Source organism: Pseudoxanthomonas sp. X-1, assembly GCF_020042665.1.
Taxonomy (GTDB): domain Bacteria; phylum Pseudomonadota; class Gammaproteobacteria; order Xanthomonadales; family Xanthomonadaceae; genus Pseudoxanthomonas_A; species Pseudoxanthomonas_A spadix_A.
Genome location: NZ_CP083376.1, coordinates 3,846,688 through 3,864,017 on the forward strand (window position 1 = coordinate 3,846,688; position 17,330 = coordinate 3,864,017).

14 protein-coding genes are annotated in these 17,330 nt (G+C 70.1%); 12 read left to right on the forward strand and 2 right to left on the reverse strand.

Annotated elements, in window-relative coordinates:
- The first annotated feature begins 177 nt into the window (after nucleotides 1–177).
- The 4 genes from LAJ50_RS17315 to LAJ50_RS17330 all read left to right on the forward strand — a co-directional run bounded on the left by LAJ50_RS17315 (nucleotide 178) and on the right by LAJ50_RS17330 (nucleotide 3,084).
- On the forward strand, nucleotides 178–417 hold the full coding sequence (locus LAJ50_RS17315; RefSeq protein WP_138653636.1) for a DUF1653 domain-containing protein: 240 nt from the start codon (nucleotides 178–180) through the stop codon (nucleotides 415–417).
- Nucleotides 418–753: 336 nt separating this feature from the next.
- Nucleotides 754–1,074, forward strand: a complete 321-nt coding sequence (locus tag LAJ50_RS17320) for a DUF3649 domain-containing protein (RefSeq protein WP_138653634.1) — start codon at nucleotides 754–756, stop codon at nucleotides 1,072–1,074.
- Between the two features lie 67 nt (nucleotides 1,075–1,141).
- Nucleotides 1,142–2,761, forward strand: a complete 1,620-nt coding sequence (locus tag LAJ50_RS17325; RefSeq protein ID WP_138653632.1) for a PepSY-associated TM helix domain-containing protein — start codon at nucleotides 1,142–1,144, stop codon at nucleotides 2,759–2,761.
- Entirely contained in the window at nucleotides 2,758–3,084 is a 327-nt protein-coding gene (locus LAJ50_RS17330; protein WP_138653630.1) for a DUF3325 domain-containing protein, read from the forward strand. Before LAJ50_RS17325 ends, LAJ50_RS17330 begins: the two co-directional genes overlap by 4 nt.
- Before the next feature lie 91 nt (nucleotides 3,085–3,175).
- Here LAJ50_RS17330 and LAJ50_RS17335 read toward each other — a convergent pair whose 3' ends face one another.
- Nucleotides 3,176–4,963 carry a diguanylate cyclase gene (locus LAJ50_RS17335; RefSeq protein ID WP_138653628.1) on the reverse strand — a complete coding sequence of 596 codons (1,788 nt, stop codon included), beginning with the start codon at nucleotides 4,961–4,963 and terminating at the stop codon, nucleotides 3,176–3,178.
- Between the two features lie 119 nt (nucleotides 4,964–5,082).
- Complete coding sequence (gene glmS / locus LAJ50_RS17340) at nucleotides 5,083–6,912, reverse strand: glutamine--fructose-6-phosphate transaminase (isomerizing) (RefSeq protein ID WP_138653626.1); 1,830 nt, start codon at nucleotides 6,910–6,912, stop codon at nucleotides 5,083–5,085.
- 362 nt (nucleotides 6,913–7,274) lie between these two features.
- On the opposite strand from glmS, the gene LAJ50_RS17345 reads away from it, so the two are divergent.
- The 8 genes from LAJ50_RS17345 (at nucleotide 7,275) to LAJ50_RS17380 (ending at nucleotide 17,325) form a co-directional block, all read left to right on the forward strand.
- Nucleotides 7,275–8,567, forward strand: a complete 1,293-nt coding sequence (locus tag LAJ50_RS17345; protein ID WP_138653660.1) for an efflux RND transporter periplasmic adaptor subunit — start codon at nucleotides 7,275–7,277, stop codon at nucleotides 8,565–8,567.
- A gap of 138 nt (nucleotides 8,568–8,705) precedes the next feature.
- On the forward strand, nucleotides 8,706–9,425 hold the full coding sequence (locus tag LAJ50_RS17350) for an ABC transporter ATP-binding protein (RefSeq protein ID WP_130550278.1): 720 nt from the start codon (nucleotides 8,706–8,708) through the stop codon (nucleotides 9,423–9,425).
- Between the two features lie 18 nt (nucleotides 9,426–9,443).
- Complete coding sequence (locus LAJ50_RS17355; RefSeq protein WP_138653624.1) at nucleotides 9,444–10,766, forward strand: ABC transporter permease; 1,323 nt, start codon at nucleotides 9,444–9,446, stop codon at nucleotides 10,764–10,766.
- Nucleotides 10,767–10,776: 10 nt separating this feature from the next.
- Entirely contained in the window at nucleotides 10,777–12,000 is a 1,224-nt protein-coding gene (locus LAJ50_RS17360) for an FtsX-like permease family protein (RefSeq protein WP_138653622.1), read from the forward strand.
- Nucleotides 12,001–12,015: 15 nt separating this feature from the next.
- Nucleotides 12,016–13,320 (forward strand): ABC transporter permease, encoded by a 1,305-nt coding sequence (locus LAJ50_RS17365; protein ID WP_138653620.1) that lies wholly within the window; start codon nucleotides 12,016–12,018, stop codon nucleotides 13,318–13,320.
- Between the two features lie 75 nt (nucleotides 13,321–13,395).
- On the forward strand, nucleotides 13,396–14,622 hold the full coding sequence (locus LAJ50_RS17370; protein WP_130550282.1) for an ABC transporter permease: 1,227 nt from the start codon (nucleotides 13,396–13,398) through the stop codon (nucleotides 14,620–14,622).
- A 15-nt stretch (nucleotides 14,623–14,637) separates the two neighbouring features.
- On the forward strand, nucleotides 14,638–15,942 hold the full coding sequence (locus LAJ50_RS17375) for an ABC transporter permease (protein WP_138653618.1): 1,305 nt from the start codon (nucleotides 14,638–14,640) through the stop codon (nucleotides 15,940–15,942).
- Nucleotides 15,943–16,089: 147 nt separating this feature from the next.
- Nucleotides 16,090–17,325, forward strand: coding sequence for an FtsX-like permease family protein (locus LAJ50_RS17380; protein WP_138653616.1), 1,236 nt, complete (start codon nucleotides 16,090–16,092; stop codon nucleotides 17,323–17,325).
- Nucleotides 17,326–17,330 lie beyond the last annotated feature (5 nt).

Below are 17,330 nucleotides of genomic sequence, written 5' to 3' on the forward strand. Positions count from 1 at the left end.
CGGCAACAGGCCACCATCGCCACGCGCGGCGAGCGGAAAGGGAGGAACGCTTGGTCGTCACGGCGGGCACGGGCGGTACTTTACCGCACTGCGGCAGGCGCGCAACGCGCCTGCGCCGGGGCCCGCATGGAACAATGCCCGCCGGATCCTGATCCTTTCCCCACCGCGAGCCGCCTCATGTCCGACCTGCCCGCCCTGCCCGCCACGCCGCCGGGCCGCTACGTCCACTACAAGGGCGGCCGCTACGAGGTGCTCGGCGCGGTGCGCCACAGCGAGACGCTCGAGCCGCTGGTGCTCTACCGCGCCCTGTACGGCGAAGGCGGGCTGTGGGTGCGGCCGCACGCGATGTTCTTTTCCGAGGTGGACATCGACGGCGTGCGCCAGCCGCGCTTCCGGCGCCTCGAAGAGGCGGCGTGAGCGCAGCGGCGATCGCGCCGTAGCGCTGTAACCCGGTGACGACGCGCGCGTCAGGGCACGCGTGCCGGCGACCGTGAAGGACCTGGCGCCTGCGACCGGCGCGCATTGACGGCGCCGGCCTAAAAGAGAACAATTCTCATCAGCCACGCCCGTCGTGTGTTCGCTGTTCCGCTCGAACCCCAGGCCAGCCTCCCATCCGCCTGCCGCCCTGGCGCAGGCCGATTCATGCCTCTGCTCAACGGGATGCCTGATGTCTTGCCCTGCCTGCGTGTCGATGCCACCCGGTCCCTGTCCTGCGCGCGCGCCCTGCCTGCACGCCGTTGAGATCGGGCGGCTATGAGCGCGGCCTCCGCGCGCGGCGGCGCCGCTTCCGCATCTGGATTCCGTCGCCCCTGGGTGGGCGTGCTCTCGCGCAGCCTGGCGGCGATCTTCGGCGGCTATGCACTGGCCGCCAGCACCGGCGCGTTCCTGGCGGTGGCGCTGCCGATCGCGCGCAGCCAGGCGGTGCTGACCGGCATGCTGCTGGCCATCCTGGTCTGCGCCTGCGCGGCGCTGTGGGCGTTCGCCGCGGCCAGCGCCTGGAAGGCCTGGGCCGGCATCCTGGTCCCGACCGCGCTGATGGCCCTGACCACCTGGCTGATGAAGGCGGGGGCATGAATCACGGGCAGGACGACCGTCGCCCGCGACCCGGTCGCCTGGCGCGCGGTGCGGCGGGTCGCGCGCCATGAAGCAGGGCTTCCGCCAGTCGATGGCCTGGCTGCACACCTGGACCGGTCTGCTGGTGAGCTGGTTGCTGCTGCTGATCTTCATGGGCGGCACGGCCAGCTATTACCGCGAGGAGATCAGCCGCTGGATGCGTCCGGAGCTGTCGCGCACGCTGGTGCCGCCCGGACAGGCCGCGGCCAGCGCACTGGCCTACCTGCAGCGCGAGGCGCCGAACGCCGACTACTGGAACGTCACGCTGCCCGACGCGCGCAACCCGGCGCTGGACATGTACTGGATGAACCCGGCCGGCGAAGGCGCGGGCAACGACCGCGCCGCGCGCCGCGCGCGCTTCGGCCAGGCCACCGTCGATGCGGCCACCGGCGAGGCCTCGACGGTGCGCGACACGCGCGGCGGCGAGTTCTTCTACCGGCTGCACTTCGACCTGTACGCGATCCCGGTGCTGTGGGCGCGCTACATCGTCGGCTTCTGCGCGATGTTCATGCTGGTGGCAATCATCACCGGGGTGATCACGCACAAGAAGATCTTCAAGGACTTCTTCACCTTCCGCCCGCGCAAGGGCCAGCGTTCGTGGCTGGACTTCCACAACGTCAGCGCGGTGATGGCCCTGCCCTACCACCTGGTGATCACCTATACCGGCATCGTCACGCTGATGGCGATGTACCTGCCGATCGGCATCAAGGTGGCCTATCCGGAAGGGGAGCAGGCCTTCTACACCGAATCCTTCAGCGACCTGCCCGAAGCCGGCCCGGCCACCGGCAGGCCGGGCGTGCGCAAGCCGGTGGCCGAACTGCTGGCCGATGCGCGCCTGGCGCTGGGCGGCGCGCCGGTGGCCAGCTTCCGCATCGACCATCCCGGCGATGTGGCGCAGACCTTCAGCGCCTACCAGCGCACCGACCAGCGGCTGTCCTACGAGGCGCCGTCCGTGCGCCTGGACGCGGCCAGCGGCCGGCTCATCGCGCGCAGCGCCAGCCCCGGCGGCGCCTCGGACACGCGCGGGGTGCTGTACGGCCTGCACATCGCGCGCTTCGCCGATGCCGGGCTGCGCCTGCTGCTGTTCTGCTCGGGCCTGCTGGGGTGCCTGATGGTGGCCAGCGGCGCGGTGCTGTGGGGCATCAAGGAGCGGACCAAGCACGCCAAGTCGGGCAAGGTCGGCTTCGGCCTGCGCCTGGTCGATGCGCTGAACATCGGCGCGGTCGGCGGGCTGCCGATCGCGTTCGCCAGCTACTTCTGGGCCAACCGGCTGCTGCCGCTGCAGCTGGAGGCGCGGCCGGACATGGAGGCGCGGGTGTTCTTCATCGCCTGGGCGCTTGCCCTGCTGGCGGGCTTCGTCTGGCCGCGCCGGCAGACCTGGGCCTGGCTGCTGTACGTGGGCGCGGGGCTGTTCGCCCTGATCCCGCTGCTCAACGCGGCAACCACCCACATCCATCTGGGCGTGACCCTGCGCGAGGGCGACTGGGCGCTGGCGGGCGTCGATCTGGTGACCTGCCTGCTCGGCCTGGCGCTGGCGGTGTGCGGCTGGCGGATGCAGCACTGGACGCCGCCGGTGTCGGCGGCGGAGAAGCGCCGCCGTCAGGCGCCGCCGCCGCAGGCCCCGGCCACCGAAGGCGGCGCAGCATGAGCCTGCTGGCGATCGCGCTGGCCTTCAGCGGCTTGGTCGCGCTGTGCCTGGGCATGGAGAAGCATCAGCTGGAGCTGCACGGCGCCGCGCACGCGGCTGTGCGCCGGCGCTGGGCGTGGCTGGGGGGGGCGCTGGTGACCGCGTCCTTCGCCTGCGCAGTCAGCGCGCGCGGCTGGGGCATCGGACCGATCCTGTGGCTGGTGGCGATGACGCTCTCGGGCGTGCTCATCACCTTCGGCCTGCTGCCCTACCGCCCGCACTGGGTGAAGCCGGGCGCGGTGCTGCTGCCGCTGGTGGCGCTGGCGGGACTGCTGGCCGGCTGAGCACGGCGCCGAGGCAAAGCCCCGGCGTTCGTCGGTGCGTGAACAGCGCCACCGATCTGCGTTCAGCGGGTCGTTGGCGGCGCGCCAGCGTCTACCAGGTATCCGCCGACATGCCGGCCGAGCGGCCACGGTGCCGGCGGCGCTGGCGGTACAGGGCCTGGTCGGCCAGCTCCAGGGTCTGCTCGAGCGTGACCCCGACGGCCCGGATGGCCGCGCCCTTGGAGAAGCCGATCGGCGCCTGGTCGCCGTCGGCCCGCACCCGCGCCATCCAGGCCTCCAGGCTGGCCGGATCCTGGTCCGGCAGCAGCACCGCGAACTCGTCGCCGCCCAGCCGCACCACCACGCCCTCGCTGCCGGCATGACGGCGCAGGAACTCGGCGAACGCCACCAGCACGGCATCGCCGCGCCGGTGGCCGTGGGCATCGTTGACCTGCTTGAAGTGGTCCAGGTCGACCGCCACGCAGCCGACCACGCGGTCCTGCCAGCGGGCTTCCAGCTCGTAGAGGTAGCGCCGGTTGAAGCAGTCGGTCAGCGGGTCGCGGAAGGAGTGGTCGCGCAGCACGCGTGCCTGGGCGATCTGGACGGTGACGTCCTGGGCGTAGCCCAGCACGTAGGGCTCGCCCTCTTCGGTGTCGACCACGTTGTGGTAGTCCCAGTAGCGCAGGCTGCCGTCGCGCGCGATCAGTTCCAGCGTGCCCGAGGCGCTGCCGTCGCGGAACACCCGTTCCAGGTATTCGTGGAACTGCGCCTGGCGCTGGGGCCGGATCCGCTCGGTCAGGCGATGGCCCAGGACATCGGTCAGTTCGATGCCCAGCGAGCGTGCGCTGGCCGGGTTGGCGCTGAGGATCGTGCCCTGGGCGTCGTGGGTGCAGATCAGCCCGAGGCTGGATTCGAACAGCTTGCGGAACCGGCGCTCGCTGGTCTCCAGCGCCTGCACGGCCCTGCGTCGCAGGGTCACGTCCTGGAAGGCGCCGACCAGCTTGCGCTGGCCATCGATCATTTCCAGCCGGCCGATCGAACGCACCCAGATCCGGCGGCCGGCACGCGTGACCAGCGGCAGCTCCACGTCCCACACGCCATGGTCCTCGGTCGCGCGACGCACCGCCGCGCGCAGGGTCTGCCGCGCCTGTTCGGGATACAGCGCGAGCGACTCGTCGATGCTGGACGGCCCGAGGCCCGGCGGCACGTCGTGGATGCGGCAGGTCTGATCGGACCACTGCACGCGCCCGGTATCCAGGTTGACTTCGAAGCCGCCCACGCCGGCGGCGCGGCCGGTGCGCTCAAGGAACGCCTCGCTGTCGCGCAGGCGGCGTTCGAGCATGGTGCTGCGCTGCAGGGACGTGGACAGCTCCAGCGCGCTGCGGGTCACCGTCTCCTGGCTGCGCAGCAGCTGGGCGCGCAGCTCCAGGGCGGCCGCCGCGGCGCGCGCCAGCTGCTCCAGCGCGGTGCGCTGGGACGGCTCGAGTTGACGCGGCACGGTGTCGAACACGCATAGCGTGCCGACCCGGTGGCCGCTGGTCAGGGTCAGCGGCGCGCCGGCGTAGAAGCGCACGTACGGCGCGCCGACCACGGTCTCGAAGCGCGAGAAGCGCACGTCGCGCCGGGCATCGCGCACCTCCAGCAGCTTGTCGCTGCGGATCGCGTAGTCGCAGAAGGCGGTCGTGCGCGGGGTCGACTCCAGCCCCGGCAAGCCGTGGTTGGACTTGACCCATTGCCGGTCCTGCTCGATCAGGGTGATCAGGGCCACCGGCGAGGCGGTCAGTTCGGCCGCGGCGCGGGTCAGCGCGTCGAACAGCGGCTCGGGCGAGCTGTCCAGCGCCCGCAGGTCCATCAGGCGCCGCAGGCGTTCGCTCTCGTAGTCCTGTTCTTGCTCGGCCATGGCTCTTCGCTGGGCGCCAGGACAGGGGGGTCTGGCGCGCGGGATTCTCTCGCATCTTCCGCAGCCGCGGGTGTGAGGACGGGCGAACCGGCGCACAGTTTGCGTGCGCCGCCAGCGCGTTACTCCACGGTCACGGCCTTGGCCAGATTGCGCGGCTTGTCCACGTCGGTGCCGCGCGCCAGGGCGGTGTGATAGGCCAGCAGCTGCACCGGAATGGTGTGCACCACCGGACTGAGCAGGCCGGTATGGCGCGGGGTGCGGATCACGTGCACGCCCGCGGACTCGCTGAAGTGGCTGTCCTGGTCGGCGAACACGAACAACTCGCCGCCGCGGGCGCGCACTTCCTGCATGTTCGACTTGACCTTCTCCAGCAGGCGGTCGTTGGGGGCGATGAACACCACCGGGATGGTGTCGTCCACCAGCGCCAGCGGGCCGTGCTTGAGCTCGCCGGCGGGATAGGCCTCGGCGTGGATGTAGGAGATCTCCTTGAGCTTGAGCGCGCCTTCCAGCGCGATCGGGTAGCTCAGGCCGCGGCCCAGGAACAGCGCGTTGTCCCGGCGCGCGAAGCGTTCGGCCCAGGCGGCGATCTGCGGCTCCAGGTTGAGCGCGTGCTGCACGCTGCCGGGCAGGTGGCGCAGCTGTTCCAGGTACTGGGCCTCGTCCTCGTCGCCGACCTTGCCGTGCAGCCGGCCCAGCACCACGGCCAGCTGGAACAGCGCGGCCAGCTGGGTGGTGAAGGCCTTGGTCGAGGCCACACCGATCTCGGCGCCGGCGCGGGTGTAGCAGACCAGCTCGCTGGCGCGCGGGATGGCGCTCTCGGGCACGTTGCAGATCGACAGCGTGTGCGTATGGCCCAGCGACTTGGCGTACTTGAGCGCCTCCATGGTGTCCAGGGTCTCGCCGGACTGGGAGATGGTGACCACCAGATGGCGCGGGTCCGCATAGGCGGCGCGGTAGCGGTACTCGCTGGCGATCTCCACGCTGCACGGCAGCCCGGCGATGGCCTCGATCCAGTAGCGGGCGGTCATGCCGGCGTAGTAGCTGGTGCCGCAGGCCAGGATCTGCACGCCGGTGATGCCGGCCAGCACCTCGCCGGCGCGTGGGCCGAACAGGCTGGCCGGGAAGCCGCCGGCATCGATCGCGGCCTCGATGGTGTCGCCCAGCGCGCGCGGCTGCTCGTGGATCTCCTTCTGCATGAAGTGCCGGTACGGGCCCAGCTCCAGCGAGGCCAGCGAGACATCCGAGACGTGCACCTGGCGCTGCACCGGCGCGTCGGCGGCGTCGAACACCGTCACGCCCTGGCGGGTCACATCGACGGTATCGCCCTCCTCCAGGAAGATCACCTGGCGCGTGGCCTGGAGGATGGCCGACACGTCGGAGGCGACGAAGTTCTCGCCCTCGCCCAGGCCTACCAGCAGCGGGCAGCCCATGCGCGCGGCGACCAGCCGGCCGGGCTCGTCGCGCGACACCACGGCCAGTGCGTAGGCGCCGGTGAGTTCCTTGACCGCGGCCTGCAGCGCGGCCAGCAGGTCCAGGCCCTGGCGCTGGTGGTGATGGATGAGGTGGGCGATGACCTCGGTGTCGGTCTGCGATTCGAACACGTACCCCAGGGCGGCCAGCTTCTCGCGCTGGGCCTCGTGGTTCTCGATGATGCCGTTGTGGACCAGGGCCAGCGCGCCGTGGCTGATGTGCGGATGGGCGTTGGCCTCGGTCACGCCCCCATGGGTGGCCCAGCGGGTGTGGCCGATGCCCAGCCGGGCGCTGAAGTGCTCGGCGCGCGCGGCGGCCTCCATCTCGGCCACCCGCCCGGTGCGCCGCACGCGGCGGACCTCACCCTCGACCACGGCGATCCCCGCCGAGTCGTAGCCGCGGTATTCCAGGCGCTTGAGGCCCTCGATCAGGACAGGGACCACATCGCGATCCGCGATCGCGCCGACGATGCCGCACATGGGTGGATCCTTTGCCTTTCTGCCGTGGGAGAGCCCGTCCAGTTTACAGGGCGGACCTGAGCGGCTTCTGGCGCCGAATGACGCACACGGACACAGCGACGGAAGCGCGCTTCTCCCTTTCGCGTAGCGAAGGAGCAGGCTGAGAGGGACGACCCCCTTCAGGCTCCCCGCGAAGAGAGCCCCCTCCCCAGGCCTGCCCCTCGGCCTCCTGCCAAAGGGAGGGGCACGCCCTGTCCGCCCGGACAACCCGAGTGTCCGCCCGGACACTGTCCGCGGCGTGGACGCCTTGTATTTCAATCACTTGCAGTTGGCACGCGCCCTGCGTGGAGGAGCACAGTTCCCAGCAGGCGTGCCCCGTGTCCATGCAGCAGACCGACAACCCCTTCCGCATCCGCGATACCGCCGCCCAGGACGTGGTGGTGGACACCGGCAAGGGCCTGCGCTGGAAGCGCTGGGGCCTGATCGGCGGCGGCGTGGCGGTGCTGGCCGCCGCCCTGGTCTGGGTGGTGCTGGGCTGGGCCGCGGGCGGGCGCTCGTTCGACGCCAGCCGGGTGCGCATCGCCACGGTCACCCGCGGCGACCTGGTGCGCGACCTGGCCGCCGACGGCCGCGTCATCACCGCCAACAGCCCCACCCTGTACGCCATCGACGGCGGCACGGTCAGCCTGAAGGTGGTGGCCGGCGACGTGGTCAAGAAGGGCGACGCGCTGGCGGTGATCGACAGCCCGGCCCTGCGCAGCAAGCTGGCCCAGGAGGAGTCCACCCTGGCCGGCATGCAGGCCGAGGCCAGCCGCGCCACGCTGGACGTGGCCAAGGCGCGCTCGGAGGCGAGCAAGCTGGTGGACCAGGGCAAGATCGACCGCCAGGGCGCCGCGCGCGACGTCGAGCGCTACCAGCGCGCCTTCGATGCCGGCGCGCTGCCGCAGGTGGAGCTGGCCAAGGCCCAGGACACCCTGACCAAGACCGAGATCGAACTGCAGCACGCCCAGGAGGACGCCTCGCTCAAGCAGCAGGCCGCGCAACTGGATGCGCGCAACAAGCAGCTGCTGGCCCAGCGCCAGGAGGCGGTGGTGGAGGAACTGCAGCGCCAGGTCGACGCGCTCACCCTGCGCGCGCCCTTCGACGGCCAGGTCGGCCAGGTGCAGATCGCCCAGGGCACCAACGTGGCGATCAACGCACCGATCCTCTCGGTGGTGGACCTGTCCAAGTTCGAGGTCGAAATCAAGGTGCCCGAGAGCTTCGCCCGCGACCTGGCCATCGGCGTGCCGGCGCAGCTGACCTCCGGCAGCGGCGAACCCTTCCCCGGCAAGATCTCGGCCGTCTCGCCCGAGGTCGTCGCCGGCGAGGTCACCGCACGCGTGCGCTTCGACGGCCAGCAGCCGCCGGGCCTGCGCCAGAGCCAGCGCATGAGCGCGCGCATCCTGCTGGACACGCGCAAGAACGTGCTCAAGGTCGAACGCGGTCCGTTCGTCGAGCAGTCCGGCGGCCGCTACGCCTACGTCATGGACGGCTCCAGCGCCCAGCGCCAGCCGGTGCAGCTGGGCGTGTCGAGCCTGTCGGAAACCGAAATCCTCTCCGGCCTGAAGGAAGGCGACCGCGTCGTCGTCTCCGGCGCCGACCAGTTCGGCGATGCACCGCGGGTGACGGTGCATTAGAGGAACGACGGGGAGGAACGAGGAACGCGCGCAGGCCGCTTCGCTTCGCTCGCCCGGTCCCTCCCCCTTGCTCCGCCCCCCGCTTCACCACGCGTTCCTCTCTCTCCTCTCCACTCGTTCCCAAAGAAGGACTCCGCCATGCTCGAAATGCACGCCGTCTCCAAGGTCTTCCGCACCGAGCAGGTGCAGACCCACGCCCTGCGCTCGCTGGACCTGCACGTGAAGGAAGGCGAATTCGTCGCCGTCACCGGGCCGTCCGGCTCGGGTAAGACCACCTTCCTCAACATCGCCGGCCTGCTGGAGACCTTCACCTCCGGCACCTACCGCCTGGACGGCGAGGACGTGAGCCATCTCAACGACAACGCGCGCAGCAAGCTGCGCAACCAGAAGATCGGTTTCATCTTCCAGAGCTTCAACCTGATCCCCGACCTCAACCTGTTCGACAACGTCGATGTGCCGCTGCGCTACCGCGGCATGGCCGCGGCCGAACGCAGGCAGCGCATCACCGAGTCGCTGGAGCGCGTAGGCCTGGGCTCGCGCATGAAGCACTACCCGGCCGAACTGTCCGGCGGTCAGCAGCAGCGCGCCGCCATCGCCCGCGCCCTGGCCGGCAGCCCGCGCCTGCTGCTGGCCGACGAACCGACCGGCAACCTGGACTCGCAGATGGCCCGCGGCGTGATGGAGCTGCTGGAGGAGATCAACGCCGCCGGCAGCACCATCGTCATGGTCACCCACGACCCGGAGCTGGCTGCGCGCGCCCAGCGCAACGTGCACATCGTCGATGGCCAGGCCACCGACCTGGTGCGCGAGGCGACGCTGGCATCCAATGCCGCGCCCAGCGCGTCGGCGCAGGCCTGAGCCCCAGGGCCCGCGGCGATGTTCGGCTACTACCTGGCCCTGGCGCTGCGCAGCCTGCGCCGCAACCCGGTGCTGACCGGGTTGATGGTGCTGTCCATCGCCGTGGGGATCGGCGCGGCGATGACCACGCTGACGGTCATGCGCCTGCTCTCGGGCGATCCGCTGCCCGGGCGCAGCGGCCAGATCTTCTATCCCCAGGTGGATGCCTCGCCCAGCGAGAAGCCCAAGCGCAGTCCTTACGACATGCTGGACTACACCTCGGCGATGGACCTGTGGCGGGCCAAGCGCGCCGATCGCCAGGCGCTGGTGGTGGAAAGCCAAGTCAAGCTGCAGGCGCCGCAGGCCGGCCAGCCGCCGCTGATGACCCAGATGCTGGCCACGCACGCCGACTTCTTCCCCATGTTCGCGGTCCCCTTCGCCCATGGCAGTGGCTGGAGCGCAGAGGATGACGCCAGGCGCGCCCGCGTGGCGGTGATCTCCCACGACCTCAACGTCAAGCTGTTCGGTGGCCGCGACAGCGTCGGCCAGATGCTGCGCGTGCGCGACGGCGAGGTGCGCATCGTCGGCGTGCTGGCGCCCTGGCGGCCCTCGCCCCTGTTCTACCGGGTGGCCGGCGGCAAGTTCTCCCAGGGCGATACGGCCGACTTCTACGGACGCACGCAGGATGTCTTCCTGCCGTTCGAGACCGGGCTCGAACTCAACGACGGCCACTTCAACCAGTTCACCTGCTGGGGCATGCCCGAGGTCCCCGGCCACCTGCAGAACACGCCCTGCGTCTGGCTGCAGCTGTGGGTCGAGCTGGACACGCCGGCCAAGGTGGCGTCCTACCGTCGCTTCGTGGCCGACTACGCCAGCCAGCAGCAGGCGCTGGGACGCGTGCGCCAGCCGCAGCTCGCGCGCGTGCTGTCGCTGATGGACTGGCTGGACGAGAACCGCGTGGTGCCGCGCGACGCGCGCCTGCAGACCTGGTTCGCCCTGGCCTTCCTGACCATCTGCCTGTTCAACACGGTGGGACTGCTGCTGGCCAAGTTCCTGCGGCGTGGCGGCGAGATCGGCGTGCGGCGTGCGCTGGGCGCTTCCAAGGGCGCGATCTTCGCCCAGTGCCTGGCAGAAGCCGCGGTCATCGGGCTGGCCGGCGGGATCGGCGGACTGCTGCTGACGCTGATCGGCGTCGGCCTGATCCGAGGCCAGCCGGTGGCCTATGCCGACCTGGTCCATCTGGACGTGCCGATGTTCCTGCTGACCTTCGCCCTGGCCGTGTTCGCCAGCATCCTGGCCGGCCTGCTGCCCGCCCTGCGCGCCAGCCGAATCGCACCGGCCATGCAGTTGAAGGCGCTTTGAGGAGTCGCCCTTGGACATCAAGCCCATCCTTTCCGCCCTCTCCCGCCACCGCGTCGCTTCGGTGCTGATCGCCATGGAGATCGCGCTGGCCTGTGCGGTGCTGTGCAACGCGATCTTCCTGGTCTCCGCGCGGCTGGATCTGATGCGGCTGAACAGCGGGATTCCCGAGGGCGCGCTGGCCACGGTGGCGTTCTCCGGATGCGACGGCTGCGGCGCCGCCGACGTCAACGGCAGAGCCGTGGCGGCCCTGGCGGCCATCCCGGGCGTCAGCGCCGTCGGGGTCGCCAACACCGTGCCATTCGGGCAGCGCGCAGGCTATGCGGGGATCAACCTCGACCGGGAAGGCAATCACTTCGGCGGTGTGCTGCACTTCTACAAGTTCGACGCCGGCGCGATCGCCGCGCTCGGTCTGGTGCCATCGCAGGGCGACAGGTTCGCGCCCGACGATTTCCGGACCATCGGCCAGGAAGATTTCCTGCCCGCCGATGGTCAGGTCTGGATCACGCAAGCGCTGGCCGATCATCTCTGGCCTGGCCAGGCGGCGTTGGGACGCGAGTTCTGGATGAGCGACTCGCACTTCCGCGTCAAGGGCGTCCTGCCGCACCTGGCGGTGACCGATCCGGGCCGTAGCGAGGAGGGCCTGGCGGGGGCCGAGTGGTCGGTCGCGGTGCCGGTCACGCGCGATGCGCTGCTGGGTCGCTATGTGGTGCGCGCCGATCCGCGCGACCTGCCGCGCGTCGCCTTGGCCGCGCGCGATGCGCTGGCGCGCGCGGTGCCCGAGGCGGTGGTCGATCAGGCCGAGAGCGCGCCGGTCTCCTCGCTGCGGGAGAAGTACTTCCAGACCGACCGCGCCATGGCCGGGCTGCTGGTGGCCGTGATCGCCGCGATGCTGCTGGTGACCGCGCTAGGCATCGTCGGGCTGGCCAGCTTCTGGGTGGCCCAGCGCACCAAGCAGATCGGCATCCGCCGCGCGCTGGGCGCCACGCGCACGGACATCCTGCGCTACTTCCAGACCGAGAACTTCCTGCTGGCCAGCGCCGGCATCGCGCTGGGCATGTTGCTGGCCTACGGCGGCAACCTGCTGCTGATGAAGTACTTCGAACTGGCGCGCCTGCCGCTGGCCTACCTGCCCGTCGGCGCCTTGCTGCTGTGGATCGTCGGCCAGCTGGCCGTGCTGGGGCCCGCACTGCGCGCCGCCTCGATTCCGCCCGTCGTCGCCACCCGCGCTGCCTGACGCCCGAGGATCGCCATGCTCGCCTACTACTTCAACCTGGCCCTGCGCAGCTTCAGACGCAACAAGGTGCTGACCGCGCTGATGGTGCTGGCCATCGCGATGGGGATCGGCGCCACCATGACGACGCTGACGGTGTTCCACGTGCTGTCGGGCGACCCGATCCCCGCCAAGAGCGACCGGCTGTTCATCGTCCAGCTCGATCCGGAGCCGGTGGCGAACTACAAGCCCGGCGAAGAACCGGAAGAGCAGCTGACGCGCTTCGATGCCGAGGAACTGCTGCGGCAGGGCAAGGCCAAGCGCCAGGCGCTGATGACCGGCGGCGGCACGGTGGTGCAGGCGGCGGGCAGCAGCCTCAAGCCGTTCGTGATCGACACGCGCTGGAACTCGGCGGATTTCTTCCCGATGTTCGAGGTGCCGTTCCTGTACGGCCACGGCTGGAGCGCGGCGGACGATCAGGGCCGCGCGCGTGTGGCCGTGCTCTCCAAAAAGCTCAACGACAAGCTGTTCGGCGGCGCCGACAGCACCGGCAGGACGATCCGCCTGGGCGACCACGACTTCCGCATCGTCGGGGTCACCGACGACTGGGCGCCGCAGCCGCACTTCTACGACCTCAACGTCGGCAGTTACGGCAGCGATGAGCAGCTGTTCGCGCCGTACTCCACCGCCATCGAGCTGAAGCTCTGGGGCAACGGCACCACCAACTGCTTCGGCAAGAACCCCACCAACGATCCGCGCGACCTCAACGCGCCCTGCGTCTGGACGCAGTACTGGGTGGAACTGGAGAACTCCGCGCAGGCCGGCGACTTCAAGGCCTACCTGGACAACTACTCGCGCGAGCAGAAGGCGGCCGGCCGCTTCGAGCGCGAGCCGAACACGCGCCTGCGCGACGTGATGCAGTGGCTGGATTACAACCACGTGGTGCCGGGCGATGTGCGGCTGCAGCTGTGGCTCGCGTTCGGCTTCCTGATGGTCTGCCTGCTCAACACCGTCGGCCTGCTGCTGGCCAAGTTCCTGCGCCGCAGCGGCGAGATCGGCGTGCGTCGCGCGCTGGGCGCCAGTCGCGCCGAGGTCTTCAAGCAATGCCTGGTGGAAGCCGGAACCATCGGCCTGGCGGGCGCGGTGCTTGGCCTCGGCGTGGCCGAGCTGGGCCTGTGGGCGGTGCGCCATCGCCCGACCCAGTACGCGGCGCTGGCGCAGCTGGACGGCACGATGCTGCTGCTGACCTTCGTCCTGGCCCTGCTCGCCAGCCTGCTCGCGGGCCTGCTGCCGGCCTGGCGCGCGATGCAGATCACACCCGCGGTGCAGCTCAAGACGCAATGAGACAGGAGTGACACTCCACCGCCACGCATCGCCCCACGCGCCCCACCCACTCACGCCTCGCGGCAAGAGGATCCCATGGAAATCCGCCCCATCTTCTCGGCCCTGCGCCGGCACAAGACCGCCGCCGCGCTGATCGTGCTCGAGATCGCGGTGAGCTGCGCCATCGTGTGCAATGCGCTGTTCCTGATTGCCCAGCGCGTCGACAACCTGAACCTGCCCAGCGGGATCGCCGAGGACCAGCTGCTGCATATCCGCCTGAGCGGGGTCGGCAAGGACGACAACGCCGACGCGCGCACCGAGGAAGACCTGGCGGCCCTGCGCGCCATCCCCGGCGTCGTCGCCGTCACCACCAGCAACCAGCTGCCTTTCCGCAATGGCTCGTCGAACAGCGGGCTCAGCCTCAGCCCCGAGCAGGTGGACAACACGCTCAACGCGGCCGCCTACCGCGTCGGCCGCGACGCGATCAAGACCTTCGGACTGAAACTCGTCGCGGGGCGTGACTTCAACGCTGACGAATACCTGCTGGGCAGTGAGCTGAACAAGCCGGACATCGATTTCAGCAAGGTGGCCGCGTCCATCATCGTCAGCAGCGCGACGGCCAAGAAGCTGTTCCCGAATGCGCCGGCCGTCGGCAAGACGGTGTACATGTCGCAGACGCCGCTGCACATCGTCGGCGTGGTCGAGACCCTCACCCGCCCGACCTTGAATGGCGGCAACCGCACCTACTCGATGCTGCTGCCGATCCGCGACAACTACAACAGCATGGGCCGCTACATCATCCGCGTCAGCGACCCCTCGCGGCGCGACGAGGTGATGAAGGCCGCCCTGGCGACGCTGGACAGGATCGACAGCAGCCGCCTGGTGCTGAACAACGAGACCTACCAGGACGTGCGCGCGGATTACTTCAGCGCCGACCGCGACATGATCGGCCTGCTGGGCGTGGTCTGCGCCGCGCTGCTGCTGGTCACCGCGCTGGGCATCATCGGCCTGGCCAGCTTCTGGGTGGCCCAGCGCACGCGCCAGATCGGCGTGCGCCGCGCGCTGGGCGCCACGCGGGCGCAGATCCTGCGCTACTTCCAGGTGGAGAACTTCCTGCTGGTCGGCATGGGCATCGCCCTGGGGATGCTGCTGGCCTATGCGCTCAATCAACTGCTGATGAGCCGCTACGAGCTGCCGCGCCTGCCGCTGGCCTACCTGCCCGCCGGCGCGATGGTGCTGTGGCTGCTCGGCCAGGTGGCCGTGCTGTGGCCCGCCCGTCGCGCCGCGGCCGTACCGCCCGCCATCGCCACCCGCAGCGCCTGACCATCCGGAGCCCCCATGTTCGCCTACTACTTCAATCTGGCCCTGCGCAGCTTCAGGCGCAACAAGGTGCTGACCGCGCTGATGGTGCTGGCCATCGCCTTGGGCATCGGCGTATCGATGACCACGCTGACGGTGTTCCACGTGCTGTCGGGCGACCCGATCCCGGGCAAGAGCGACCGGCTGTTCTACGCGCAGCTGGACCCGTTTCCGATCGACGGCTACACGCCCGGGGACGAGCCGCAGACCGACATGAGCCGTTACGACGCCGAGACGCTGCTGGCGCAGAAGCGCGCCAAGCGCCAGGCCATGATGACCGGCGGCAGCATCACCGTCCAACCGCAAGGGACGGCGATCAAGCCCTTCGTCCTCAGCGCGCGCTATACCTCGGCCGACTTCTTCGCGATGTTCGAGGTGCCCTTCGTCTACGGCCGCGGCTGGTCCGCGCAGGACGATAGCGGCCAGGCCCGTGTGGTGGTGATCGCGCGAACGTTGAACGACAAGCTGTTCGGCGGCGCCGACAGCACCGGCAAGACGCTGCGCCTGGACGGACACGACTTCCAGATCGTCGGCGTGATCGACACCTGGGATCCGCAGCCGCTGTTCTACGACCTCGCCGTGGCGACCTACGGCACCCATGAGCAGGTCTTCGAGCCGTTCCAGACCGCCATGGGTCTGCACCAGTCGCGCAGCGGCAACATGAACTGCTACGGCGACAACGTCACCGCCGACGCCACCGCACGCGAGGCGCCGTGCGCCTTCGTGCAGTACTGGGTGGAGCTGGAGCGCGCCTCGCAGGCGGCCGACTTCAAGACCTATCTGGACCAGTACTCGCAGCAGCAGAAGGACGCCGGCCGCTACCAGCGCCCGCCCAACACGCGGCTGCGCGATGTCATGGACTGGCTGGATTACCAGCAGGCGGTGCCGGGCGATGTGCGCCTGCAGCTGTGGCTGGCGCTGGCGTTCCTGCTGGTCTGCCTGGTCAACACCGTCGGCCTGCTGCTGGCCAAGTTCCTGCGTCGCAGCGGCGAGATCGGCGTGCGCCGCGCGCTGGGCGCCAGCCGCACGGAAGTCTTCAAACAGTGCCTGGTCGAGGCCGGCAGCATCGGGCTGGTCGGCGGCGTGATCGGCCTGGGCCTGGCGGAACTGGGCCTGTGGGTGGTCCGCCATCGGCCCACGCAGTACGCCGAGCTGGCGCACCTGGACGGATCGATGCTGCTGCTGACCTTCGTGCTGGCGCTGCTGTCCAGCCTGCTGGCCGGCGCGCTGCCGGCCTGGCGCGCGATGCAGATCACGCCTGCCGTGCAGTTGAAAACACAGTAGGCGAGGACAGCGTGGAGAGAAAAGAGACACCAAGGCGAGCACCGCCAGCCGTTCCTCCGCCGGACGCTTCGCGGCCCCGCACGCGCCTGTCGCTTCCTCCCGCTCGTTCCCCGTTCCTCCCCGCTCGTTCCTAGCTCCAGGACTCCCATGGAAATCCGCCCCATCCTGTCCACCCTGCGCCGCCACAAGACCGCCGCCGCGCTGATCGTGGTGGAGATCGCGCTGACCTGCGCGATCATCTGCAACGCGCTGTTCATCGTCGGCCAGCGCTGGGAGGCGCTGCGCGAGACCAGCGGGGTCGACGAGCAGCAGCTGGTCACGGTCTCGCTCAGTGGCGTGGGCCCACAGACCGACGTCGATGCACTGACCCAGCAGGACCTGGGCGCGCTGCGCGCGATCCCCGGCGTGGCCAGCGTGGCGCTGGTCAATCAGCTGCCGTTCCGCCGCGGCTCCAACAACTCCTCGCTTGCCACGCAACCGGATCAGAAGATTCCCACCCTCAGCGCGGCCTTCTACACCGGCGCCGAGGGCACGCTGAAGACCCTGGGCCTGCGCCTGGCGGCGGGACGCGACTTCGCGGCGGACGAATACATGGACTGGTCCGAGCTGATGAAGCAGGTGGACGGCAACAACGGCGTGCCGCTGCGCACGATGCCGCTGATCGTGTCGCGCGAGGCGGCCAACAAGCTGTTCCCGGGCGAGAGCGCGGTCGGCCACAAGGTCTACATGGCCAACGTGCCGATGCTGATCGTCGGCGTAGTCGAGCGATTGCGCCGGCCCAACACGGTCAATGGCGACACCGGCTACTCGATGCTGATTCCGGTGCGCACGCCCTACGAAAACGGCGGTCTGTACGTGCTGCGGGTCCGCGACCCGGCCCAGCGTGCGCCGATCCTGCGTCAGGCGGTCGCCGCGCTCGAGCGCGTGGCCAGCAACCGCCTGATCATGGACAGCAAGACCTACGAGGAATGGCGCAGCGACTACATGAGCAAGGACCGCGACATGATGGGCCTGCTGCTGGCGCTGTGCGCGCTGCTGTTGCTGGTCACCGCGCTGGGCATCATCGGCCTGGCCAGCTTCTGGGTGGCCCAGCGCACGCGCCAGATCGGCGTGCGCCGCGCGCTGGGCGCGACCAAGGGCCAGATCCTGCGTTACTTCCAGACCGAGAACTTCCTGCTGGTCACCCTGGGCATCGTGCTGGGCATGGGCCTGGCCTATGCGCTCAACCAGTTGCTGATGCGCCATTACGAGCTGCCGCGACTGCCGCTGTGGTACCTGCCCGTCGGCGCGCTGCTGCTGTGGGCACTGGGCCAGCTGGCCGTGCTGTGGCCCGCGCGCCGGGCGGCGGCCGTGCCGCCGGCCATCGCCACCCGCAGCGCCTGACCTGT